Origin of the sequence: Streptomyces sp. NRRL B-3229 (assembly GCF_000719505.1) — a bacterium.
Classification (GTDB): domain Bacteria; phylum Actinomycetota; class Actinomycetes; order Streptomycetales; family Streptomycetaceae; genus Streptomyces; species Streptomyces griseorubiginosus.
Window position 1 is genome coordinate 174,037 of record NZ_JOGP01000002.1, and the last position, 23,993, is coordinate 198,029.

Here is a 23,993-nt window from a genome sequence, read left to right on the forward strand (position 1 = left end):
CGCACCCCACGTCGGAGTGCTGACTGACGGCGGACCGGTCCCCTCCGGCCCGCGAGGCATCCCCGTGCGTGCTTTCGGCCTCAGGCCGATCCTGCCCCCTGCAAGGGGGTCGGGAACGGCACGACGGCCACTGTTACGTTGTCGTGGCCCCCGCCGTCCAGGGCGTGGCCGACCAGGACCCGGGCGCTGTGCAGCGGGCGCGCGGCGGCGTCGGCCGGTACGGCCTCCGCCATCTCCTCCGCCGCCTCCGCGTAGTTCCACAGACCGTCGGTGCACACCACCACCACACCAGGCCGGTCCGGCTTGAAGGAAGCGGTGTGCGGGTCGAGTTCGTAGGCGTCCGCGCCCAGCCACCCGGTGATCGCGTGGGCACGCTCGTCGGCGTACGCCTCGGCCTCGTTCATCAGGCCCGCGGCGACCATCTGCGCGGCCCAGGAGTCGTCCTCGGTGAGCCGGGCCGGGGGTGAACTGCGGTCCGTGGGCACCCAGTAGACCCGGCTGTCGCCGACCCAGCCGACGACCAGCAGGCTCGGGGTGACGACCGAGGCGACGATCGTGCACGCGGGGGCGTTCTGGTGCGGCTGGTGCTCGCGGGCCGTGGCGGGCTCGCCGGCCAGGGAGTTGACCGCGCGGGAGGCCGCGACGATCGCCTCGTGCAGCGCCTGCTGCGGGTGGGTGCCCTGGGGCAGGGTCGCCTGAAGGGCCTCGGCGGCGGCCCGGGAGGCGGCCAGGGAGGCGTCGTCGGGGCGGGTCGCCGAGGACACGCCGTCGCAGACGACCGCGAAGGTCGCGGGCGTGCCGTCGGGCAGCACCGCGGTGCCGAGGCTGAACGCGTCCTCGTTGCGGTGGTGGCGCAGGCCGCGGTCGCTCACGGCGGCGATCGGCCCGGTCTCCTGCTCCATGTGGTCGCGCTCACGGGGCTGGGCGTGCCCGCAGTTCTCGCAGTAGCCGTCGTCGTCGACGCGGCCGGCCCGGCAGGCCACGCACACCTTGGTTCCTTCGGCAGGGGTGGCCGGTCCCGCGGCCACCCGCGGGTCCGGCGCCTGGAGGGGGTACTCGTCCGGCTCCGGAGCCCGGTCGAAGCGCACCCCGGTGACGGGAGAGACGGGCGATCCGACAACCGGCCCCGACTGCGGGGACGGGGCGGGCAGTCGGTGGTCGGCCGGGCCGGAGCCGTGCGGGTCGGCCGGCCGGTGGACCTCCGCCGCGGGGTGGACGTCCGCGGTCCAGGCGGCGCCCGGCGGGACGCCGTTCATGGCGAGCGTCGGGCTGTCGTCCGGCCGTGCCGGCACGGCGGACAGGTCGTATCCGCACGCACCGCAGAAACGGTCACCCGACTCGAGGGGCTCCTCACAGCTCGGGCAGGCGGACAGCTGGGGCATCTGCGACATCAACTACACCCACGTCCGGGGGCGGTAACGGTTTGCTCGTTCCACCAGGTCGATCCTCTCCTCGCCGCCCCGCGCCAACCGGGCCAGCGTGCGGTACGAACGCTCCAGGCCGAAGCGCAGTCCTCGCTCGTCCAGTCCGCTGCCGAGCAGTACCCGTCCCCCGGCGGCGGGGGACCCGGGATCCTGGCCACCGGAGAGTATCCAGTCCAGGGCCGAGCCCAGCACCTCCGCGGACAACTGCTCGCGCCGCGCCGGATCCAGTCCGTACGCGTCCAGCGCCTCGACCTGCCCGGCGGCGGCGGTCAGGTCGTCCAGGAAGGGTACGTCCCCCGCGGTCGCGGTGCGGCCTCGCAGCCGTGCGCGGACGGCGGCGACCCGGGCGGCCGTGTAGTGGATCGAGGACTCGGGGACCGACTCCAGCGTCCGTACGGCGCTCCGGCGGTCCCCGGTCGCGAGCTGGACGCGGGCCAGGCCGAACGCGGCACTCACATAGCTCGGGTCGGTCGACCAGACCAGCCGGTAGTACTCGGCCGCGTTGTCGAGCTGGCCCAGCACCTCCGCGCACAGGCCGAGGGCGAGCTTGGGCGCGGGCTCGCCCGGGAAGGCGTCGTAGATCGCGTCGAAGGCCAGGGCCGCGGCCTCGTGGTCGCCGGTCACCAGGGCCGCGACGCCCCGGTACCAGACCACCCGCCAGTCGTCGGGCCGTTCGTCCTCCAGGTGCCGCAACGCCTCGTCGGCGGTGTGCGCGTCGCCGTTCTCCAGCCAGGCCCGCACCTGCCGCAGCCGGGTCTCCGCGGACTGGGCCGGCGCGGCCGAGAGGGCGCCGAGGAGTTCGGCGGGCGCGGTCGTCATGAGCCCGGCGAGGAAACCGGCGTTGGGGTCGGTGGGGTCGACGTGGGGGACGGGCAGGGCCAGCGCGGCGGCGGGCGCGTCGACCGGCTTGACGAGCGCCTTGGGGGGCGGGCCGCCGGCGCGCTCGGTGGCGGTGGTGCCCGCGGTGCTTGCGCTGCCCCCGTTGCTTCCGTTGCCCGCGGTGGCGGTGGCGGTGGTGCCTGTGCTGTATGCGGTGCTCGCGGTAAGTGCGGGCCGTCCCGCGGCCGTTTTGCGGCTCCAGCGCCCCTCCGGGGCCACCCGTGCCCCGAGCCGGGACACGTCCCCCTCCAGCCGCGGGCACAACTCCGTGTCCGTGACCCGCACTTCGGGACCGAAGAGGGTGGACAGGGAGGGCCTGGCCCGGCCGGTCTGGAGCGAGACGACCTCACGCAGCACGCCCGTCAGCTGCTCGGACATCTCCTGGGCCGAGGCGAAACGACGGGCCGGGTCCGGGTCGGTGGCGCGGACCAGCAGCCGGTAGAAGGACTCGTACCGGCGGAAGACCTCGATGTGGTCCGGGTCGGGCAGCGAGTCGACGAAGACGTTGGTGTAGCCCTGGAAGTCGAAGGTCAGCACCGCAAGGGTGCGGCCGACGGTGTAGAGGTCGGAGGCGATGGACGGTCCGACCTCCGCGACCTCGGGGGCCTGGTAGCCGACCGTGCCGTAGATGGCCGACTCGTCGTCGTCCATCCGCCGAACCGCGCCCATGTCGATGAGCTTGAGCTGGTCCTCGGTCTGGATGGCGTTGTCGACCTTGAAGTCGCAGTACAGGAGGTTGCGGCTGTGCAGGTGGCCGAGTGCCTCCAGGGCCTCGATGCCGTACGCGCAGGCCTGCTCCACCGGCAGCGGGTCCCGCTTGCCGTCGGCCGTGCGGCGGTCGTTGGCGATCTCCTTGAGCGACTTGCCGCCGACGTACTCCATGACGATGTAGCCGTCGAGCGAGCCCGTGCGCTGGTCGAGATGCTCCACGAAGTTGTAGATCCGCACGATGTTGGCGTGCACGGTCTCCGCGAGGAACCGACGCTCGGAGATCGCCGCCGCCATCGCGTCCTGGTCGCCGGTGTCCAGCAGACCCTTGAGGACCACCCACTGGTCCGACACCGCCCGGTCCACGGCGAGGTAGACCCAGCCGAGGCCGCCGTGCGCGAGGCAGCCCACGACCTCGTACTGGCCGCGCACGATGTCGCCGGCCTTCAGCTTCGGGACGAACGAGTACGGGTTGCCGCACTTGGTGCAGAAGCCCTCCGTACGACCGGACCGCTCCCCGCGCGAACGGCCCACCGGAGCCCCGCAGTCGGAGCGCGAGCAGAACCGCTTGCGCTCGGGCACCTCCGGGTTCTCCAGGACCATCACCCGCGGATCGGGCCGCGGCACCCCGGGCACCTCGACCAGGCCCGCGCCGAGCCGGCCGCGCCCGGTCGAACCCGCCGACGAGCCGGAGCTGCGCACCGACACCGAACGGCCCGTGGACTTCCCCGAGACCGAGCGCGACAGCCGTCCCGACACCGAGCGCCGGGACTTCGACGAGTGGGACGACGTACGCGAGGAACCGCGGCCGGTGGGGCGTGAACTGCCACTGCTCCGGGAGTCCCTGCCCTCGCCCGTGGTGCCGCTGGGCACCGAGCCGGCGCGGCCGCTCCCCGAGACCACCGGCGCGAGGCCGCAGGTGTCGCAGTACAGCTCCCCGCCGCCCATGTCCTCGTAGGTGCCGTCGCAGCCGGGCCGCTGGCAGGGCTGCTGTTCCTGACTCATGACGTCGACTCCCCCCTGCGGTCCTCGGGACCGCTCTGCTGCGGCACCCGCGGCGGGCTCAGCAGTTCCGCGGCCGCCTGCTGGTACCGCAGCACGGCCTGTTCGGCGACCCTGAGGTCGCAGGGCGCGCTCCACAGCATCCGCCGGGCCGCGTCGTAGCGCTCGATCAGGAACGGGTCCTCGGCCAGGCCGTGCCGGGCGACCTTCGCCTTGTAGGCGTCGAGCCGGCCGCGCAGCTCCGCGCGGACCGCGAGCGGCGCGGTGACCGCCGTCAACGACTCGCGGGCGCGCAGCAGTTCGTCCTCCGCCTTCTGCTCCAGGGACTCCAGGAGCGGGGACAGGCGGTGCCACTGGGCGTGTCTGCGGTACTCGGCGGCGGTCGCCAACTGCTCCTGGAGCGCGGTCGGCGGCCCGCTGACGACCGGGACCTCGGTGGCGGCGATCTTGGCGAGGACCTCCCCGCGCGCGGTCCGCGCCTCGGCGAGCGTGCGGTCCGCGCGGGAGAGCACGTCCCGCAGCTTGACCAGCCGGGCCTCCGCGTCCTGCCGGACGGTGAGCACGGCGTCGATCTCCCGGCGCACCTCCTCCAGGGCGCGCGCCTCACGGTCGTACGCCGTGGTGTCCGGCCGGCCGCCGCCCGGCGCCGAACTGCCCTGGGCCCGCTGCCAGAAGGCGAGCGGGTCGGAGATCACCTGCTCGCGCAGCGAGGTCAGGGTGCGGGTGATGCGCTCCAGGTCGTCGCCGGCCGGGTGTTCGCCGGGGCGGACGCCGACGGAGTGCGCCAGCCTGCGGGTGCGCTGGAGTTCGGCGGACAGCAGGTCGATGCGGGCGGGCAGCGCCGACCACACCGCGTCCGCGGCCACGACCATGTCCAGGCTCGTGGCGTACAGCTCGTTCATCCGCTCCACGAGGGTGACGAGCGTGAACTGTTCGCTGAGCTTGCTCGAACTGCCCTGGAGGGTGGGTGCGTTGGCCGTGGCGGTGGCCGAGCCCGCGACCGTCACACCCTCGCCGCGCAGCAGTTCGGTCAGCTCCACCAGGTCCTCACGGCTGGACCAGCGGCGGCGGGAGCGGATCTCGCGGGCCGCGCGCAGGGCGTCCGTGTACGCGTCGAAGTACGCCCACAGCAGGGTGATCGAGGCGTCGGCGGACTCCCAGCGCTCCTTGGTCACGCCCGTGAGGGCGGCGCCTTCCAGGAGTCTGCGGCCCGCGTGGTCCTGGAGGGCGAGGAGCGAGGTCTCGATGGCCTCGTGCTCCGCGCCGAGCCGCGCCAGCGCACGGTCCACCTCGTCCCGGTCCATCACCGGCCCGGGGGGTCCCGTGACGCCCATCGATCACCTCTCGCTGCTGAAGGGTTGCCCAGTGGTTGTTCGTCTTCGGCCGTTCGTCAGCTCTTGCGCAAGTACTTCGGGGGCGGCGGCTGAGACTCCGCCGAGCTCTTGTCCAGTGTGGCGGACAGCCACCTGTCGTACGAGGCCTGCCAGCCGTCGGCGGTGTCCTTTCGGTAGTCCACCAGGATCTGGTTGACCCGCCTCACCAGATCGTCGGCGTCGCTCTTCATCGCCACGCCGTAGTACTCCGTGGTGAACGGGGTCTCGCCCTTCAGCTCGACCGTCGGGTCCTGGGCGGCCTGGCTGGCGCCCAGCGCGCCGTCGGTGACCACGGCGTCGACCTCGCCGAGCTGGAGCCGGACGAGGCAGTCGAGCTGGTTGGGGACGGTCCTGATGTCCTTCGCGGCGACGTACTTCTTCGTCTTCTCGTCGTCCTCCAGCTGGGAGAAGGCGGTCGAGCCCGCCGCCACGCAGACCTTCTTGCCGGCCAGGGTGCCGTCGTAGCCCTTGATGTCCGAGGACTTGGGGGCGAGGACCTGCTGGCCGGTCTTGAAGTACGGCGCGGAGAACGCCACGTCGTCCAGGCGCTTGCAGTTGATCGTCATCGTGCGGACGACCATGTCCACATAGCCCTTCTGGATCGCCGGGATGCGCTGGTTGGTCGGGATCGCCTTGAACAGCACGGCGTTCGGGTCGCCGAGTATGTCCTTCGCGATCCGGTGCACCAGGTCGATGTCGAAGCCCTCGAGGTCGGCGCCGGGCCCGCCGTTGGGGTTGCGGTAGCCCCAGCGGTAGCTGTTCTGGTCGACCCCGACCCACAGCTTGCGCTGCGCGCCCTTGCGGGCCCTGATCCTCTCTATGGTCGCGCCGTCCTGGCTCGACGGGGGCAGCGTCTGGTACTCCGGGTGCTCCTTCTTCGCCGGGTCGTCGCAGGCCTTGCCGTCCGCCGCCTGCTGGGCGTGGGCCAGCTCGGAGCCGCCGGTGCCGGCGTCCTGGGAGCGGGCCTGCGGCAGCAGCAGGGCGAGCGCGAGCACCAGGGCGCACACGGCCGCCATCGCTCCGACGCCGCCCCAGCCCCTGAGACCGGTCCGCACCCGTCCAAGCATCCGCATCGTCACGCCCCCTCTCACCTGTACTCCGACAGCCTGCGGCCGATGCCGAGGACCGCGCCGGCGGCGCCCAGCACGGCCAGGACGGCGGCCCCCGCGGACAGCCCGGTCATCGCACCGAGGCCGTCACCTGCCGACCGCGTGAACTCCTTCTCCTCGTGCTTCAGGGCGAGGTCGAGGTTGTGGTCGACGCTGTCGAAGCACTCGCGTGTCGCGCCCTTGTCACCTATGACCTGGTCCAGCGCCGCTTTGTAGTTGCCGTTGTTGTCCTGGACGCGGGCGGTTCCGTGGCGCTGCTTCCACACCGCCATGTTGCCCTCGGCCTCCGTGACCGGCTTCCTGCCGACGGTGTCGTCGGCCAGCTTCGACGCCGCGGCGAGACCCTTGCCGAGAGCGTCCATGTTCTGGTTGAAGGCGTAGTCGTAGGCGTCGTAGGTGGTCTCCTTGCCCTGGGCGTCCGTCACGACCTTCGTCTCCGCGCCGCGGGCCACCAGCGTGAGGTTCTCGTTGCCGCGTGCCTTCAGGGAGGCGATCCGGGCGTCGTGCAGCACGTTGAGCGAGCGCACGCCGTGGTCGTAGGAGGCGTTCAGACCCGCGCGCGCGAAGCTGTGGCCGACGACCAGCCACAGCAGGACCACCGTGGCCGTCGCGGTGGCGGCGACCAGGCCGTGGTTGAGAACCCGGTTGGTGCGCCGGTAGTTGCGGTGCTGGGCCCAGGCGAGGCCGGCGAGCGCGAGGACGCCGAGGCCGATCGCGGCCCACGGGTAGGGCGTGGCGTCGGCGTAGTCGGCGCTCAGCCGCTGGTTCTCGCTGGTGTAGAGGTTCTGCGCCTTCGGCAGCATCTGCTGCTGCATCTTCTCGTTGGCGTAGCGCAGATAGGCGCCGCCGACCGGGAAGCCCTGGCGGTTGTACACCCGGGCCTGCTCCACCAGCCCCTTGTACTCCGGCAGCAGGGTGTTGAGCTCGGCCACGGTCTTCGCGGCGGGGGAGCCCGGGTCGGAGTTCGAGGCCGCCTCGACCAGACCGGCCGCGGCCTTGTTGATGTCCCTCTCGTACCGGTCGCGGGAGGCGGCCGACTCCTGGCCGCCGCTGAGGAAGCCGCTGGAGGCCGTGGTGTTGGCGTCGGCCAGGTACAGGTAGATGTCGGCGGCGGCGCTGCTGAGCGGCTGGCTCTTGTGCAGCACGTCGTCCGCGGCCACGGCCCGGTCGTTGGTCTGCCAGGCGGTCACCGCGCCGAAGAGGACGACGAGCAGGGCGAGCCCGGCGCCGATGATCCGCAGCCGGCCCGGTTCGGTGGTGGCGGCCGCGCGCAGCTGGTCGAAGCCCTCCGCGAAGGCCGTACGGCGGCGGACGGGCACCTCGGCCGCCGGTACGGGCGGTGGTGGGGGCACGACCGGTGACGGCCCGGCCGGCTGCGGTGGCACGGACGGAATCGTGGGCACCCCGGAACCCGGTGGTGCCGTACTGCTCTTCGGCGGGTGTGTCACTGTTTGACCTCCCCCATGGTCATCCGTCGCCGCAAGTATCGCTGCCGGGACCGACATCCGCACCGGGCTTCACTCGATCTTGATCGGATCGCAGTGGATCGCCCGCCCGGTCGCGCCCCCCCGCACCACCCCTTGCCCATGAATACGCCGCCGGAATCGGTTCGGTTCCGCCTGGGGGCGCGCAGAGTCGCCGTCGTGCGCGGGCTGCGAAGGTGTTGATCGGCAGAACGTCGGACACCGGTAAGGCCAGGCGTGACGAGGCGTCGGGACAGGAAAGGTTCCTGACGACAAGTTCCTGGCCCGGAGTCTGCGGTACCAGCTGCCGATGGTGGATGTCGTCGAGCGGCTGGGCCCGGCCCGCGTCGGCGTCGGGACGGACCGGTCCGTCTCCGAGTTCGCCGACGCGGGGCTCGCTCAGGCCTCGTAGTAGGCCCGCAGCCGGGCCTGGGCCGCCGGGGGTGCCGCGACCCGGTCCAGGCCCAGCAGGGCGGCGCCGAGGACGGGGGAGGCGGTCACCACCCGCGGTACGGCCTTCGGGGCCCGTTCGGCGAGCAGTTCCCTGATGCCGTCGTCGAGTTGGGGGTGCCGGGCCGCCAGGACGCTGCCGCCGAGCAGGACCGGCGTCTCCTCGTCGAGGAGGTCGAGCCGGGTCAGCGCCACCGTCGCCATGGCGACCACCTCGTCGGCGAGCCGGTCCACCAGGGAGCGGGCCACCGGGTCGCCCGCCGCGGCCGTGGCGAACAGCACCGGAGTCAGCTCGTGGCGGCGGGCGGGGGCGATGTCCTCCAGGTGCAGGGCCTCGACGAGGGCATACACGGACGGCAGCCCGAAGTGGGCCGGGAGCACGCGCGCGAGGTCGGTGTCGACGCCCCGTCCGTCCTCCGCGCGGGACGCGTGCCACAGGGCCTCCTCGGCGAGCCCCCAGCCGCCGCCCCAGTCGCCGGAGATCCGGCCGAGCGCGGGGAAGCGGGCGGTCCGGCCGTCGGGGCGCATGCCGACGCAGTTGATGCCCGCCCCGCACACCACGGCGACCCCGCGCGGTTCGGTGACACCGGCCCGCAGGATCGCGAAGGTGTCGTTGCGGACCTCCACGCTCGCGCCCCACGCGCGCGCGTGCAGGGCTGCCGCCAGCCGCTCCTCCTCGACGGGGAAGTCGGCGTTGGCGAGACACGCCGAGACGTGCCCGACCGCGCTCACCCCGGCCGCGGCGAAGGCCCGCCCCACGGCGTCGGCGACGGTGTCCACGGCCGCCTCGACGCCCACCACGGGCGGCCGGAACCCACCGCCGCGGGCTGTGGCGAGGACGTTCCCGTCGTCCGCCACGACCGCGACGTCGGTCTTGCTGTTGCCCGCGTCGACGGCGAGGACGCATGCGGTCAGGCCCACGCGAGATGCTCCCGGTTGTGTGCGATCAGTCGGTCGGTGAGGCCCTCGGCGTACGCGTACTGGCCGACGAGGGGGTGGGCGAGCAGCGCCTTGAAGACCCGCTCGCGCCCGCCGTGCAGGGCGGCCGTCAGGGCCAGGTCCTCGTAGGCGGTGACGTTGGCCATCAGGCCCGCGAACAGCGGGTCCACGGCGGTTACCGGCAGCGGGGTCGTACCCTTCGGTCCCACTGCCGCCTGTACCTCGATCACCGCGTCGTCGGGCAGGAAGGGCAGCGTGCCCCGGTTGAGGGTGTTGACCACCTGGTAGGGGCTGCCCCCGCCGCCGAGCAGCCCGGCGGCCAGGTCGACCGCCGCCTCCGAGTAGTAGGCGCCGCCGCGCTTGGCGAGCAGTTCCGGTTTCTCGTCCAGGGCCGGATCGCCGTACATCCGGAGCAGTTCCGCCTCCATGGCGGCCACTTCGGCCGCCCGGGACGGCTTGGTGCCGAGTTCCCGTACGACCTCGTCGTGCGCGTAGAAGTAGCGCAGGTAGTACGACGGGACCACGCCGAGCCGCTCCAGGACCGGGCGCGGCAGGCGCAGGTCGGCGGCGATCGCCTCGCCGTGCTCGGAGAGCAGCTTGGACAGCACGTCCTCGCCCTCGGGGCCGCCGAGCCGTACACCCGTCTCCCAGGTGAGGTGGTTGAGGCCCACGTGGTCGAGGTGGACGTCGGCCGGGCTGACGCCGAGCAGCCGGGCGAACTTGCGCTGGAAGCCGATCGCCACGTTGCACAGCCCGACCGCCTTGTGGCCGGCCTGGAGGAGGGCGCGGGTGACGATCCCGACGGGGTTGGTGAAGTCGATGATCCAGGCGTCCGGGTTGGTGCGGCGGACCCGTTCGGCGATGTCGAGGACGACCGGGACCGTGCGCAGCGCCTTGGCGAGGCCGCCCGCGCCGGTCGTCTCCTGGCCGACGCAGCCGCACTCCAGGGGCCAGGTCTCGTCCTGCTGCCGGGCCGCCTGGCCGCCGACGCGCAGCTGGAGGAGCACGGCGTCGGCGCCGTCCACGCCCGCGTCCAGGTCCCGGGTGGTGGTGATCCGGCCGGGGTGCCCCTGCCGGGCGAAGATGCGCCGGGCGAGGCCGCCGACGAGCTCCAGGCGCTCGGCGGCCGGATCGACGAGCACGAGTTCCTCGACGGGCAGGGTGTCGCGCAACCGGGCGAAGCCGTCGATGAGTTCGGGGGTGTAGGTCGAGCCTCCGCCGACCACGGTGAGTTTCATGGCTTGTCTAACCCTTCACTCCGGTCAGCGTGACGCCCTCGACGAACGCCTTCTGCGCGAAGAAGAACACGAGGATCACGGGGGCCATGACCAGCACGGTCGCGGCCATGGTGAGGTTCCAGTCGGTGTGGTGCATGCCCTTGAAGGACTCCAGGCCGTAGCTGAGCGTCCAGGCGTTCTGGTTCTCCGAGGCGTAGATCTGCGGGCCGAAGTAGTCGTTCCAGGCGTAGAAGAACTGGAAGAGCGCCACGGCCGCGATCCCCGGCCTGGCCATCGGCACGACGACCTTCAGCAGGGTGCGCAGGTCGCCGCAGCCGTCGACCTTCGCCGCGTCCACGTACTCGTTGGGGATCGTCATCAGGAACTGCCGCAGCAGGAAGATGGAGAACGCGTCCCCGAACGCCATCGGGACGATCAGCGGCCACAGGGTGCCCGACAGGCCCAGCTGCTTCGCCCAGAAGAGGTACATCGGGATGATGACGACCTGCGGCGGCAGCATCATCATCGAGATCACCAGCATCAGGGAGAGATTGCGGCCCCGGAAGCGGAACTTGGCGAGGGCGTACGCCACGGGGACCGACGACACGACCGTAAGGAGTGTTCCCAGTCCCGCGTAGACGAGCGTGTTGCGCCACCAGGTCAGGAAGCCCGGGGTGTCGAAGACCCGTTTGTAGTTGCCCCACTCCCAGGTGTGCGGGATCAGGTCGCGGCTGAGGGCCTGGTTGTCGCTCATCAGCGAGGTCAGGAACACGAACACGAAGGGCAGCGTGAAGAAGAGGGCGGCGGCGATGCCGAGGGAGTGGATCGCCACCCATTCCAGCAGGGCCTTGCGGCGGGCCGTGCGCTCGGCGGGCGAGGCCGGTGTCTTCAACTCCACCGGCCGGTCAAGTACTTGGGTCATGGTCAGTCACCTGCCTGGAGGAGACCGCCCCGGCGCCGCATCAGGAACGCGGTGAACACCATCGACAGGGCGAAGAGGACGAGGGCGACGACACACGCGGAGCCGTAGTCGAAGCGCTGGAAGCCGAGGTTGTAGACGAGTTGGGGGAGGGTCAGCGTGGACTTGTCCGGGTAGCCGGGCTCGAACTGGGTGCCCGCGCCCTGGATCACCCCGGAGGCGACCTTCCCGGCGATCAACGGCTGTGTGTAGTACTGCATGGTCTGGATCACGCCGGTGACCACGGCGAACATCACGATCGGCGAGATGTTGGGAAGGGTGACGAACCGGAACCGCTGCCACGCCGACGCCCCGTCCAGCTCGGCCGCCTCGTACTGCTCCGTGGGCACGTCGAGCAGCGCCGCCATGAAGATGACCATCAGGTCGCCGATGCCCCACAGGGCGAGCAGGGTGAGGGCGGGCTTGGACCACGTCGGGTCGTTGAACCAGCCCGGCGCCGGGATGCCGACCTTCTCCAGGATCGAGTTGACCGGTCCCGTACCGGGGTTGAGCAGGAAGGCGAAGGCCATGGTCGCCGCGACGGGCGGGGCCAGGTAGGGCAGGTAGAAGAGGGTGCGGAAGACGCCGGTACCCGTCTTGATCTTCGTGATGAGCATGCCGACGCCGAGGCCGAACACGACCCGGAGGGACACCATCACCACGACCAGCCACAGGGTGTTGCGCAGGGCGGGCCAAAAGAAGGGGTAGTCCTTGAAGACGTAGGTCCAGTTCTTCGTCCCGCTCCAGGTCGGCGGCCTGAAGCCGTCGTAGTGCATGAACGAGAAGTAGACCGTGGAGATCAGCGGGTAGGCGAAGAAGACCGAGAAGCCGATCAGCCAGGGCGACATGAAGACGATGGTCCGCAGTGCTTGCTTCCGCCGCTTCGCAGCGAGGCCGGACCGGCGGCGCTTCGGCGTCAGAGTGATCGTGGCCATCTACTTCGCCTGCGCGATGTCCGTGTCGATCTGCTTGGCCGCGTCGGCGAGGCCCTTCCTCAGATCGGTGACCTTGCCGCTCTCGTAGGCGTAGCCGAGGTCCTGGATGGTGGTGAGGTAGACACCGCCGTTGATCGAGGACGGGGCGGTCGTCGAGTGCGGGTTCGCGGCGATGTCCAGGAAGGTCTTGAAGCGCGGGTCGTACTTCAGCTTCGGGGACTTCAGGGCCGCGAGCGTCGAGGGCACGTTGTGGATGGCGTTCGAGAAGCCGACCACGGCGTCCGTGTCCGTGGTGATGTACTTCAGGAACTCCCAGGCCGCGTTCTGCTTGGTGCTGTTGGCGGCGATGCCGGCGATGGTGCCGGTGATGTAGCCCTTGCCGTACTGGTCCGCCTGGTCGTCCGGGACGGGCAGCGGGGCCACGCCGATCTCGAAGCCCGGCTTGGCGTCCACAGCCATGCCCAGGCGCCACTCCCCGTCGAGCTGCATGGCCACCTGGCCGGTCTGGAAGGGGTGCTTGGGGCCCCACTCGTCGCCGAGACCGGAGCGGTACTTCTCCAGCTTCTTGTAGCCGCCGAGTTCGTCGACGAGCTTCTTCTGGAGAGTGAAGGCGGCGGCGACGGCCGGGTCGGTGGCGATCGTGGACTTGCCCGCCTTGTCGAAGTAGGTGGGCGAGAACTGGCCCAGGTAGTGCTCGGTCGTGGTCTCCCAGCCGTGGTAGTCCGGCATGAACCCGAGCTGCTTGTACGACTCGCCCTGGGGGATCGTCAGCTTCTTGGCGTCGGTCTCGAACTCGGACCAGGTCTTGGGCGGACTGGTGATCCCGGCCTTCTGGAACGCCGTCTTGTTGTAGTAGAGCCCGTAGGCGTCACCGAGGAGCGGTGCGGCACAGCGGTCGCCGTCGAACTGGGTGTACTGGTTCATCGCCGCCGGGAACGTGGTGTCCGGGTCGATGCCCGACTTCTTGAAGAACGGGTTCAGGTCGGCCAGCGCGCCCGAGGAGCAGAACTTGCCCACGTTGTTCGTGGTGAACGACGAGATGACGTCCGGAGCCTTGGGGCCGCCCGTGCGCAGCGCCTGGTTGATCTTGTCGTCCGTCATGTTGCCGACGATGTTGACGTGGATGTTGGGGTGCGCCTTCTCGAAGCCCGCGACCAGTGCCTTCACCCCCGCCACCTCGGAGTCCGCGCTCCAGGCGTGCCAGAAGTTGATGGTCGTCTCCTTGGACGCGTCGTCGTCGGCGCCGGAGGAGGCCTGGCCGGTACAGGCGGTGGTGACGAGCACGGCGGACACGGTCAGGGCAAAAGCCGCTTTTCGGGCGGACGAGGGTGTGGCTGAGCGCATGACGAGGTCTCCCAGGGGCGGGCGGTGAGGTGAGGGTGTGGGGGAGTCGGAGGGTCAGCGCGAGGTGTCGAAGACCTCGTCGCGGGTGGCCGCGAGCGCGCTCTCCAGCGCGCCGCGCAGCACGGGGTGTTCACGGACGTCGCCGACGACCAGCCGGGGCCGGGAGGCTGCCAGTTCCTCCAGCTCGTCCTGGACGAGGTCACGCAGGGTGTCGCCGCCGGCGGTGAGCGAGGCGCCGCTGAGGACGACGAGTTCGGGATCGAGGACGGACACGAGCGAGGCGAGACCGGTGGCCAGGCGGGTGGCGTAGGTCTCCAGGAGCAGCCGGTTCAGGACGGTGTCCTCGGCGGCGGCTCGCTCCACGAGGGCGGCGGCCGCCTCGGCGTACGGCCCGGAGGGGATGTCCGTCATGCCGAGCTCGCGGGCGAGGCGGGGGATGGCCTGGGAGCCGGCGAGCTCCTGGTAGCCACCACTGTTGGCCTTGGTGACATGCCGTACCAGGGGTGCTCCGGGAACCGGCAGGAAACCTACCTCTCCCGCGCCGCCGGTCCAGCCGCGGTGCAGCCGGCCGCCGAGGACCAGGGCGGCGCCGAGGCCGCCCTCGTTCCACAGCAGCACGAAGTCCTCGTGCCCGCGGGCCGCGCCGAGCCGCTGCTCGGCCACGGCGACGAGGTTCACGTCGTTCTCGTACTCCACCGGCATCGGCAGGATGGCGGCGATCTCGTCGAGGAGGGCCGGGGTGTGCCAGCCGGGCAGGTGGGAGGCGTAGCGCAGTCGGCCGGTGTTGGGGTCGAAGGCGCCCGGGGTGCCGATGACGAGCCGGTGGAGGTCGCCGCGGGCGAGTCCGGCCGCCTTCACCGCGCCGTCCAGGGCATCGGTGACCTGGCGGACGACGGGCTGGGTGGGCCGCCGTCCCGGGGTCGGGAGTTCGTAGGAGCCCACGGTGCGGCCGGTGATGTCGGCGACCGCGGCGAGGATGCGCTCGGGGGTGACGTCGAGCCCGGCGGCGTACGCGGCGGTCGGGTCGACCTCGTACAGCTGGGCGTTGGGGCCCGGCCTGCCTTCGCTGGTACCGGTGGCGAGGACGAGCCCCGACGCCTCCAGGCGGGCCAGGAGCTGGGACGCGGTCGGCTTGGACAGGCCGGTGAGCTTGCCGATCTTGGTGCGGGAGAGCGGGCCGTGCTCCAGCAGGAGGTCGAGCGCGGCACGGTCGTTCATGGCGCGGAGCGTGCGTGGTGTGCCTGCCATGGGTGCCCCTCTCCGTGACTGCTGGGAAAAGACGACTCTAGAGAAAGAAGACTGTTAGGAAGGTTTCCTATCGGATGCAGAGAACGTAGGTCTGGACCTCATGAGAGTCAAGAGGGGGCGAACCAGGAACCCCCGCAGGAAACGGAGTCGTTACCTGCGGGGGTCTGAGGGTGAGAGAGCGGAGGCGGGACCGGCGGCTACCGCACGTCGACGTAGTCACCCGCGACCGTCGCCGCACCGGTGGTGGCCGTGCCCGCGAAGACGTACCGGTAGTAGCCGTCCGTGGTGGCCTTCTGGGAGACGTACGCCGTGTAGCTGCTGCTCTCCCAGTCGGCGGTGACCATGAGGGTCGCGCCCTACTTCGCCGCGGGGCGCTGTGCCGGGGTCGACGCCAGTGGGGAGGCCGCCGCGTGCTGGGCGGACTCGGAGTTGGCGAAGACCGAGGGAGCCGCCACCGCCTCGGTCGGGTCGGCGGGCTCCTCCTCCGCGGGCACCGTCGCGCCGCCGACGATCCGGATGTCCGCCGCGTCGAAGGCGTGCTTGATGCGCCAGCGCAGCTCGCGCTCGACCGTCAGGGACTTGCCCGGCATCGTCTTGGCGGAGACCCGCACGACCATGGAGTCCAGCAGGACGCTGTCCAGGCCGAGGACCTCGATCGGGCTCCACAGGAGCTCGTTCCAGGGCTCTTCCTTGCTCATCTTCTCGGCGACCTCGCCCAGCACCCGCTTCACCTTGTCGAGGTCCTCGGAGGCCCGCAGGGTCACGTCCACGCCGGCCGTCGCCCAGCCCTGGGAGAGGTTGCCGATCCGCTTGACCTCGCCGTTGCGGACGTACCAGATCTCGCCCTGGTCGCCGCGGAGCTTGGTCACCCGCAGGCCGACCTCGATGACCTCGCCGGAGGCCACGCCCGCGTCGATGGTGTCACCGACGCCGTACTGGTCCTCAAGGATCATGAAGACACCCGAGAGGAAGTCCGTGACGAGGTTGCGGGCGCCGAAACCGATCGCCACACCCGCGACACCGGCCGACGCCAGCAGGGGCGCCAGGTTGATCTCGAAGGCCCCCAGGACCATCAGGGCGGCCGTGCCCAGGATGATGAAGCTCGCCACCGAGCGCAGCACCGAACCGATCGCCTGCGAGCGCTGCCGCCGCCGCTCGTTGTTGACGAGCAGCCCGCCGATCGCGGTGCCGTCGACCGCCTGGACGGTACGGTTCATCCGGTCGATCAGCTTGGTGATGGCCCGCCGCACGACCATTCTCAGCACCCCGGCGATCACCAGGATCAGCAGGACGCGCAGGCTGATCGCCAGCCAGGTCGACCAGTTCTGCTCGACCCAGCTGGCGGCGTTCGTCGCGCTCTCCTGGGCGTCCTGGAGGGACGGGACCGTCACGGCGGACGGCGACTCCGAGGGAGTCGGCGTCGGTGACGAACCGGCGGCCAGTAGGACGGCGGACAAGGACACGGCAGGTACCTCCAGGTGCTTGCGTCTGCCGTCCGGCAGGGCGGTCAAGGTCACGAAAAGGTCACCGGTGCGGCAGAACAACCACACTAACGGTGCATCGTGTGGGGATCGTTGCCATCTACGAGGGAGAGACGGGCTTCACCTGGGGATGAAGGAATGTGTGGTCGAAAACACTCCCAGCCCGTTACCGGGACATGGTGGCGTTTCTCCCGGCCAAGAGGGGAGACTGACCTCAGATCGTCCCGGCGCGAGCCACGTGCCGCCGACGCCCAAGGAGGCATCCGTGCCGCATGTCCTGGTCCTCAACGCGTCGTACGAGCCTCTCGGCGTCGTACCGCTCCGCCGCGCGCTCGTCCTCGTCCTGGAGAACAAAGCGGTCTCCCTGGAGGAATCCGGCGCCTTCATGCACAGTGCGACCGTCACAGTCCCCGCACCCAGCGTGGTCCGGCTCAAAAGGTTCGTCAGGGTTCCTTACCGAGGTCCCGTGCCTCTCACCCGCAGGGCGCTCTTCGCGCGCGACGGGGGCCGGTGCATGTACTGCGGTGGCGTCGCAACCAGCGTCGACCACGTCATCCCGCGCAGCCGCGGGGGCAAGCACGTCTGGGACAACGTGGTGGCGTCCTGCCGCCGCTGCAACCATGTGAAGGCCGACCGACACCTGTTCGAAATAGGCTGGCGGCTGCGCCACAAACCCGCTCCACCCACCGGTCTGGCCTGGCGCATCATCGGCACCGGACACAGGGACCCGCGCTGGTTGCCCTACTTGCAACCGTACGGCGCGGAGGACGCCATGGCCCGGATCGACGGCATCTCAGCCTGACGACGATCCGGGCCTTTGTGCACCCGCACACGCGCGTGTGGCACGCAGCCGCACACGCGCGTGTGGCCGCGCCCGCGGCTCGGCGCCGGCCCCGGAGGCCCCCCGTACCTCCGGGACCGGACACTCATGCCCTCACGTGTACCGCAGCTCCGCCGGGCGGACCGAGCGGCGCAGCAGCGGCAGCGAGGTCGCGGCGGCGAGGAGGCAGGCCGCGTAGACGCCGAGCGGGACCAGGAGGGCGGCGTACGGCGTGACCGGGGCCCCGTCCGCGGTGAGGCGGGCGTAGCAGACGCCGATCGTCATGCCGCCGGCGCCGCCCAGCAGCAGTGCGGGCCCGAGGGGCAGGGCGGTCTCCAGGAGCAGCGCCCGGCCCAGGACCGACCGGGGCACCCCGGCGGCGGACTGCGCGGCCAGGCCGCGGCGCCGGGCGGCCAGGGACTCGACGGTGCCGACGGCGAGGCCGCCGAGGGTGATCGCGAGGGCGACGAGGATCGCCAGCGCCGTCAGGTTGAGCCCCGTCTCGTAGTACGACATGCTCGCGGCGAGCCGGTCCGGGCCCGTCGCGTGGAGATCGGCCAGGAACGCCTGGCGGACCCCCACGTACGCCGTTCCGACGACCGTCACCAGCAGCACCGCCGCGTGCGTGCGGGCCGCGGCCCACGGGTCCTCGCGCAGCCGTTCCGCCGCGATCAGCGTGGCCGCCGTACGGGCCCGGCGGGCCAGCACCCGGCCCGTCGCCTTGGCCGTCCCGCCGACGAGCCCCAATGCGGCCGCGCCGACGACCACGAGCAGACCGGCCACGAGCAGCGGCGGCCCGCCGTAGGCAGGCGTGCGCTGGGGCCCGCCTCGGGAGGTGAGGGCCACGGCGACCGGCGCCGAGGCGGCCAGGAGCAGCACCGCGGCCGCGAGCAGCAGCCCCGAGGTCCGCCCGGAACGCGGCCGGATCCGCCGTACCCGTCCCAGCGGGGAGGCCACGACGCGGCGCAGGGCCACCGCGCCCGCGGCCGCGCCCAGCACCGGCACACCGAGCCCGGTCACCGCGACCCCGGCCCAGGCGAGCGCGGGCGGGTTCTCCCACCCGGTCAGCATCAAGACCACGGCGGCGGACGTCGTGAGCACCGAGCCGAGCAGACAGGCCAGGCCCGTCTCCATCGACGAGATCCGCCGTACCTGTGCGGGTGTGGCGCCGGCCAGCCGCAGCGCGGCCAGCCGCCGGTCGCGGTGCACGGCTCCGATACGGGCGCACTGGCCCAGGAAGCCGAGCACGGGGACCAGGAGGAGCAGCAGGGTCACGATCACGCCGGAGCGGGTGCCGGGCTGGTCGAGGAGACCGGCGCCGAGGGAGACGGCGTACTGCCCCTGGAGCGAGGCGAGCGCGGCCGCGGCCAGCGCGAACCCGGTCGCGAGCGCCGCCCCGAGCGCCGTGAGCCCCACCCGCCACCACTCCCGCCGGTCGGACCCCCGGGTGAGCAGCCAGGCCAGGCGGAGGTCGGTGCCCAGCGGGCCATTGGCACGGGCTGCTCGGTCGGTGCTCGGTGCGTCTGCGGTGCGGGCTGGGTCGGTGCTCGGCGAGTTCCCGGTGCGGGCTGGGTCGGTGCTCGGCGAGTTCCCGGTGCGGGCGGGGTCGGTGCTCACGCCGTCACCTCCGTGGCGGCCGCGATCCCGTCGGTCATCCGGACCTCGCGGTCGGCGTAGGCCGCCACCTGTGTGTCGTGGGTGACCAGCAGGATCGCGGTGCCGGACTCGCGGGCCGTGTGGACCAGGGCGGTCATGACCTGTTCGCTCGCCAGGGAGTCCAGCGCGCCGGTCGGCTCGTCGGCGAAGACGGCCCTCGGGCCGGTGACCAGGGCCCGGGCCAGCGCGGTCCGCTGGGCCTGGCCGCCGCTCATCTCGCCGGGCCGCAGCTCGGACTGCCCGCGCACACCGAACCGCTCCAGCCACTCGCCGGCCCGGGTGTGCGCCTGTGCACGCGAGGTGCCGGCGAGCAGCAGCGGCAGCGCCACGTTGTCCAGCGCGGTCAGCTCCGGGATCAGCTGCCCGAACTGGAAGACCACGCCGAACTCGGTGCGGCGCAGCTCGCTCAGCCGCTTCTCGGGCAGCTGGTCGAGGCGCTCACCGCGGTAGGACACCGAGCCGGTGTCGGGGCGGACGATCCCGGCCAGGCAGTGCAGCAGCGTCGACTTCCCGCTGCCGCTGGTACCGGTGACGGCGAGGATCTCGCCCGCGTCCAGCCGCAGCGAGGCACCGCGCAGGGCCTCCGTCCTGCCGTACGCCTTGCCGTACGCCTTGCCGAGGTCGCGCCCTTCGAGAAGTGGCACCGAAGTGTCCCCCTTGCTGCTCATGCCGAGTCGACCTCGGCGGTCAGAGTGGTGAGCCGGGCCGCCGTGGTGGTCATCCAGCGGAGGTCGGCGTCCAGGTGGTTGAGGGCGTAGTCCGCCGAGAGCACGGTCGCGAGGTCCGCTCCGGGGGCGGTCTTGACCGCCGTGAGTTCCCGCATCCGCGCCATGTGGGCGGCACGCTGGGCCCTCAGGTAGGCGTCGGGGTCGCCTCCGGCCAGGATCGAGACGACGACCTTGGCGAAGATCTCGTTCGTCACGAAGGGCGCGGGCGGGGCGATCTGCCCGGCCCACTCGGCCAGTTCGCGCGCCCCCGCGTCGGTCGCGCGGTACTTGGTGCGCTCCGGGCCGCCGTCCGAGTCGGTGCCGTCGACCTCGGCGAGACCGTCCCGCACCAGGCGCTGGAGGGTCGTGTAGACCTGCCCGTAGGCGAGCGGACGGGCCTGCGGGAAACGGTCGTCGTGGCGTCGCTTGAGGTCGTAGCCATGGCTCGGCCCACCGGCGAGCAGCCCCAGCAGGAGGTGACGGGTGCTCATGGAGATCAGTATGCATCACGTATATGTACTGAGTGAATAGTGTCACCAGGCCGCGTCGCCGGACAGGGACTCCCGTGCGATCGGTGGACGGGAGCCGCGGCGGCACGGAACATGACGAACAGCACGTTCTCCCCTCCGGCACGTCTGCCTTCGCGTCCACTGGGTAGGGCTGCGGTAACCCCCGTCGTCGTACTCGACCAAGGAGGCCCCCGTGGCCGCATCGGCACACCTTCTGATCCCGGCCCCGTCCAAACCCGGGGCGCCCGCTGACCACTTCTGTGTCTTCAGCGCCGAGGGTGCCTGCACCGAGACCCCCCTGACCAGCGAACCGCCGCTGCCCGACGCCGAACCCCTCACCAGCGAACCGCCGCTCGCCGACTCCGCCCCCCTGACCAGCGAGTCCGACACCTACCCGGAGCCCTGCCAGGTCGGCGGGTCCTACGACCACCTGGAGCCCTAGATGGCGGCGCCCCCCGGTCCGGAGCTGACCCGGCTCGCCGAGTCCTACGGCGTCGCCGCCTCCTACCAGCCCGCCCCGGACCGTACGGTCGCCGCCTCCGCCACCGCCGTCACCCTGGTCCTGGCCGCGCTGGGCGTAGAGACGGCCGACCCGGCCGCCGCCCTCGCGGCCCGCGAGCGCGAGCTGAGCGCCCGCCTGCTGCCGCCGACGGTGGTGTGCTGGAGCGGCAGCCCGCCCGCGTTCGTCACCGGCCTGCCCGAGGGCACCCGGCTGCGCATCGCGACCGAACAGGGCGAGACCTGCGACTCGGCCGATCAGCTCCCGCCCGGGGTCCACCGGTTGACCGCCACAGCGCCCGACGGCCGTACCGCCGACGCCCACCTGATCGTGGCCCCGCCCCGGCTGCCCGCGCCGCCCGGGCGGTCGTACGGCCTCCTCGTCCAGCTCTACTCCCTGCTCTCGCACCGCTCCTGGGGCATGGGCGACCTCGGCGACCTCGCCGAACTGACCTCCTGGGCGGGCCGCGCCCTCGGTGCCGGCTTCGTCCAGGTCAACCCGCTGCACGCGGCCGTGCCCGGCCCCCCGACCGACCCCTCGCCCTACCGGCCCTCCTCGCGCCGCTTCCCCGACCCGGTGCACCTGCGGATCGAGGACATCCCCGAGTACGCCCATGTCGCCGACACCGACCGGCTGGCGGCCCTGCGCGAGCGGGCCGAGCGGCTGCGGGAAACCGTGCTGGAGAAGGGCGCCCTGATCGACCGGGACGCCGTGTGGGAGCTCAAGCGGGAGGCGCTCGAGCTCGTCCGCGAGGTTCCGCTCGGACCCGGTCGCCTGGCCGCCTACGCCGACTACCTCGCCGAGGGCGGCCAGGCGCTCGAGGACCACGCGACCTGGTACGCGCTGGCGGAGGTGCACGGCTCGGACCGGCGCGCCTGGCCGGCCGGCCTCCAGGACCCGCGGTCCGCCGAAACGGCACGGGCCCGCCGCGAGTTGATGGACCGCGTCGACTTCCACTCCCGTCTCGCCTGGCTCACCGAGAGCCAGCTCACCGCCGCACAGCGGGCCGCGCGGGAGGCGGGGATGCCGGTGGGCGTCGTGCACGACCTCGCGGTGGGCGTGCACCCCGAGGGCGCGGACGCCTGGGCCCAGCAGGCGTACTTCGCGGCCGGGATGTCCGTAGGGGCGCCTCCGGACGCCTTCAACGCGCGCGGCCAGGACTGGGGCCTGCCGCCGTGGCGCCCGGACCGGCTCGCGGAGTCGGGTTACGAGCCGTACCGGCAGCTTCTGCGCGCCCTCTTCCGGTACGCCGGCGCGCTGCGTATCGACCACGTCATGGGCCTGTTCCGGCTCTGGTGGGTGCCGCAGGGGCATCCGCCGACCGAGGGGACCTATGTCCGCTACGACGCGGAGGCGATGCTCGCCGTGCTCGTCCTGGAGGCCTCGCGGGCCGGGGCGCTGGTGATCGGGGAGGACCTGGGGACCGTGGAGCCCGGCGTGCGCGAGGCCCTGCGCGAACGGGGGGTGCTGGGGACCTCGGTGCTGTGGTTCGAACGGGACTGGGAGGGGGACGGACGGCCGCTGCCCCCGGAGCGCTGGCGCGCGGACTGCCTCGCCACCGCGACCACTCACGACCTGCCGCCGACCGCCTCCCGGCTCACCGGGGAGCATGTCGAACTCCGGGACGGCCTGGGCCTGTTGACGCGGCCACTGGACGAGGAGCGGGCGGAGGCCGCCGCCGACACGGGCGAGTGGCTGGAGCTGCTGGCCCGCCTCGGTCTGCTGCACAACACGGCGGGCGGCGCCGACCCCTCCTCCGAGGAGGCCCAGATCCAGGCCGTGCACCGGTTCCTCCAGCGGACCCCCGCGCGGATGGTGGGCGTGTGGCTGCCGGACACGGTCGGGGACCGCCGGCCGCAGAACCTGCCGGGGACGTGGGACCAGTACCCGAACTGGCGACTGCCGATCGCGGACGGGGAGGGGCGGGTGGTGACGCTGGAGGACCTGGCGTCGTCGGCCCGGCTGCACGCGTTGATGGAGGTGCTGCGGGGGCCGTAGGGGCGCTGGGTGGGTGTCGTGAGGGGTTGCGGGGTGGGTGCCGTGCCCGGGGTGGGCGCCGCAGGGCCCCTGGGCGGGTGCCACGCACGGCGAGGTCGTCGCATGGGCCGCGGGGTGGGTGCCGCGGGGTCGCGGGCCGCGCGGCGCGTGCCGCAGGGCTGCTGGCGGGTGCCGCAAGGCCGCGGGGCGGGGACAGCCCGGGACGCTTTAACGCACCCCGGACGCGCGACCCCGTCCGACGTTCGGTACTTTTGGCCCCGTGGACAAGAAGAACGCCCTGCGCGCCGGCGCCCTGGCTGCCGGTACGACGCTGATGATGCTGCTCATGTCGGTGCCCGCCTCGGCGCTGACCCGCGACGACGGCGACGACCCGGGCACGGGTCTGAGCGTCATCGAGACGCTGGGCCTCTTCGTCGTGGCCCCGCTCGTGCTGTTCGGGGTCATCGCCGGGCTGGTGATGGTCCTGGACAAGTCCAAGAACGAGCACCGGGTGATCGCCCCGAAGACCAAGCCCAAGGCCACGACCAAGGCCTGACCGAGCTTTTCCTGGGCGCCGACCTCGCCTTCTGCACGGGATTCAGCCGTGCGGGGGTGGGGGCGGCGCCTTTGGCATGTCCGGTGGTGTGTCCGGTGGTGTCTCCGGGGGCTGCCGGCTCAGCCCGGTGACCGGACCCTTGCCCCCGGTCCGACAGGCGCCGTCAGGGGCTCGGTGCCGTGAGGTACCTCTGGATCGTGGGGGCCAGCCACGCGAGGATCTCCTCCCGGGCGAGTGCCACGGTCGGCGGGAGGCGTAGTACGTACCGGGTCAGTGCCAGCCCCAGCAGCTGCGTGGCGGCGAGCGCGGCCCGTGCCGGGGCCTGTTCCGGGTCCGGGCACACCCGCACGGCCACCGGCATCACCTGCTCCCGGAAGATGCCCTGCATCCGCTCCGTCCCCGCCTGGTTGGTCGCGCCGACCCGGAGCAGCGCGGTGAGCACCTCGTTCTCCTCCCACAGGTCGAGGAAGCGCGTCACGAGGGCCCGGCCGATGTCGTCCCGGGGCAGGGACGCGGGCTCGGGCAGCCCGAGATCGACCGAGACGGCCGCGGCGAAGAGACCCTCCTTGTTGCCGTAGTAGCGCATGACCATGGACGGGTCGATCTGCGCGTCCTTGGCGATGGCGCGGATGGTGGCCCGCTCGTAGCCGTCGGCGGCGAAACGCTCGCGGGCGGCGGTGAGGATCGCGTCGCGGGTGGCGTCGGAGCGGCGGCGGGGGGTGTCGTTCACGTGGTTCAC

At 72.2% G+C, this 23,993-nt stretch carries 21 protein-coding genes; 4 read left to right on the plus strand and 17 right to left on the minus strand.

The window, feature by feature from the left end; all coding sequences use genetic code 11:
* Positions 1 to 80: 80 nt before the first annotated feature.
* The 13 genes from IF54_RS0103745 to IF54_RS0103810 all read right to left on the minus strand — a co-directional run bounded on the left by IF54_RS0103745 (position 81) and on the right by IF54_RS0103810 (position 16,512).
* Complete coding sequence (locus IF54_RS0103745; RefSeq protein ID WP_030314436.1) at positions 81 to 1,394, minus strand: PP2C family serine/threonine-protein phosphatase; 1,314 nt, start codon at positions 1,392 to 1,394, stop codon at positions 81 to 83.
* Positions 1,395 to 4,016, minus strand: coding sequence for a serine/threonine-protein kinase (locus tag IF54_RS39375; RefSeq protein ID WP_030314437.1), 2,622 nt, complete (start codon positions 4,014 to 4,016; stop codon positions 1,395 to 1,397).
* Entirely contained in the window at positions 4,013 to 5,347 is a 1,335-nt protein-coding gene (locus IF54_RS0103755; RefSeq protein WP_030314438.1) for a hypothetical protein, read from the minus strand. The genes IF54_RS39375 and IF54_RS0103755 overlap by 4 nt, the downstream gene beginning before the upstream one ends.
* 56 nt (positions 5,348 to 5,403) lie before the next feature.
* Positions 5,404 to 6,459 (minus strand): glutamate ABC transporter substrate-binding protein, encoded by a 1,056-nt coding sequence (locus IF54_RS0103760; RefSeq protein ID WP_030314439.1) that lies wholly within the window; start codon positions 6,457 to 6,459, stop codon positions 5,404 to 5,406.
* Between the two features lie 14 nt (positions 6,460 to 6,473).
* A complete protein-coding gene (locus IF54_RS0103765; RefSeq protein WP_030314441.1) occupies positions 6,474 to 7,943 on the minus strand; it encodes a hypothetical protein in 1,470 nt (489 codons plus the stop codon).
* A gap of 414 nt (positions 7,944 to 8,357) precedes the next feature.
* Positions 8,358 to 9,329 (minus strand): N-acetylglucosamine kinase, encoded by a 972-nt coding sequence (locus IF54_RS0103775; RefSeq protein ID WP_030314443.1) that lies wholly within the window; start codon positions 9,327 to 9,329, stop codon positions 8,358 to 8,360.
* Entirely contained in the window at positions 9,320 to 10,585 is a 1,266-nt protein-coding gene (locus IF54_RS0103780) for a 6-phospho-beta-glucosidase (protein WP_030314445.1), read from the minus strand. The genes IF54_RS0103775 and IF54_RS0103780 overlap by 10 nt, the downstream gene beginning before the upstream one ends.
* A gap of 7 nt (positions 10,586 to 10,592) precedes the next feature.
* Positions 10,593 to 11,486, minus strand: a complete 894-nt coding sequence (locus IF54_RS0103785; RefSeq protein ID WP_030314447.1) for a carbohydrate ABC transporter permease — start codon at positions 11,484 to 11,486, stop codon at positions 10,593 to 10,595.
* Positions 11,487 to 11,488: 2 nt separating this feature from the next.
* A complete protein-coding gene (locus IF54_RS0103790) occupies positions 11,489 to 12,457 on the minus strand; it encodes a carbohydrate ABC transporter permease (protein ID WP_030314449.1) in 969 nt (322 codons plus the stop codon).
* The gene (locus IF54_RS0103795) at positions 12,458 to 13,801 is read right to left on the minus strand and encodes an ABC transporter substrate-binding protein (protein WP_030314451.1); all 1,344 of its coding nucleotides are present in this window, start codon (positions 13,799 to 13,801) and stop codon (positions 12,458 to 12,460) included.
* Positions 13,802 to 13,855: 54 nt separating this feature from the next.
* Positions 13,856 to 15,049: an ROK family transcriptional regulator gene (locus IF54_RS0103800; protein WP_030314453.1), complete on the minus strand. Its 1,194-nt coding sequence runs from the start codon at positions 15,047 to 15,049 to the stop codon at positions 13,856 to 13,858.
* Between the two features lie 197 nt (positions 15,050 to 15,246).
* Positions 15,247 to 15,393 (minus strand): hypothetical protein, encoded by a 147-nt coding sequence (locus IF54_RS42645; protein WP_159002067.1) that lies wholly within the window; start codon positions 15,391 to 15,393, stop codon positions 15,247 to 15,249.
* Positions 15,394 to 15,405: 12 nt separating this feature from the next.
* A complete protein-coding gene (locus tag IF54_RS0103810) occupies positions 15,406 to 16,512 on the minus strand; it encodes a mechanosensitive ion channel family protein (protein ID WP_037819297.1) in 1,107 nt (368 codons plus the stop codon).
* Between the two features lie 283 nt (positions 16,513 to 16,795).
* Between IF54_RS0103810 and IF54_RS0103815 the strand changes: the two genes are divergently transcribed.
* Positions 16,796 to 17,332 (plus strand): HNH endonuclease, encoded by a 537-nt coding sequence (locus IF54_RS0103815; protein WP_020116449.1) that lies wholly within the window; start codon positions 16,796 to 16,798, stop codon positions 17,330 to 17,332.
* Positions 17,333 to 17,464: 132 nt separating this feature from the next.
* Here the strand turns inward: IF54_RS0103815 and IF54_RS0103820 are convergent, their stop codons facing one another.
* From IF54_RS0103820 to IF54_RS0103830, 3 genes are all read right to left on the minus strand, one after another.
* A complete protein-coding gene (locus IF54_RS0103820) occupies positions 17,465 to 18,832 on the minus strand; it encodes a hypothetical protein (protein ID WP_030314463.1) in 1,368 nt (455 codons plus the stop codon).
* Between the two features lie 131 nt (positions 18,833 to 18,963).
* Positions 18,964 to 19,674, minus strand: coding sequence for an ABC transporter ATP-binding protein (locus IF54_RS0103825; RefSeq protein WP_030314465.1), 711 nt, complete (start codon positions 19,672 to 19,674; stop codon positions 18,964 to 18,966).
* The gene (locus tag IF54_RS0103830; protein WP_030314467.1) at positions 19,671 to 20,204 is read right to left on the minus strand and encodes a PadR family transcriptional regulator; all 534 of its coding nucleotides are present in this window, start codon (positions 20,202 to 20,204) and stop codon (positions 19,671 to 19,673) included. The genes IF54_RS0103825 and IF54_RS0103830 overlap by 4 nt, the downstream gene beginning before the upstream one ends.
* A 211-nt stretch (positions 20,205 to 20,415) precedes the next feature.
* On the opposite strand from IF54_RS0103830, the gene IF54_RS0103835 reads away from it, so the two are divergent.
* The 3 genes from IF54_RS0103835 to IF54_RS0103845 all read left to right on the plus strand — a co-directional run bounded on the left by IF54_RS0103835 (position 20,416) and on the right by IF54_RS0103845 (position 23,254).
* On the plus strand, positions 20,416 to 20,664 hold the full coding sequence (locus IF54_RS0103835) for a hypothetical protein (protein ID WP_030314470.1): 249 nt from the start codon (positions 20,416 to 20,418) through the stop codon (positions 20,662 to 20,664).
* On the plus strand, positions 20,665 to 22,719 hold the full coding sequence (gene malQ / locus IF54_RS0103840) for a 4-alpha-glucanotransferase (RefSeq protein WP_030314471.1): 2,055 nt from the start codon (positions 20,665 to 20,667) through the stop codon (positions 22,717 to 22,719).
* A 259-nt stretch (positions 22,720 to 22,978) separates the two neighbouring features.
* Positions 22,979 to 23,254 (plus strand): hypothetical protein, encoded by a 276-nt coding sequence (locus IF54_RS0103845; RefSeq protein ID WP_030314473.1) that lies wholly within the window; start codon positions 22,979 to 22,981, stop codon positions 23,252 to 23,254.
* A 163-nt stretch (positions 23,255 to 23,417) separates the two neighbouring features.
* Here the strand turns inward: IF54_RS0103845 and IF54_RS0103850 are convergent, their stop codons facing one another.
* Positions 23,418 to 23,984, minus strand: coding sequence for a TetR family transcriptional regulator (locus tag IF54_RS0103850; protein ID WP_030314475.1), 567 nt, complete (start codon positions 23,982 to 23,984; stop codon positions 23,418 to 23,420).
* Between the last annotated feature and the right edge of the window lie 9 nt (positions 23,985 to 23,993).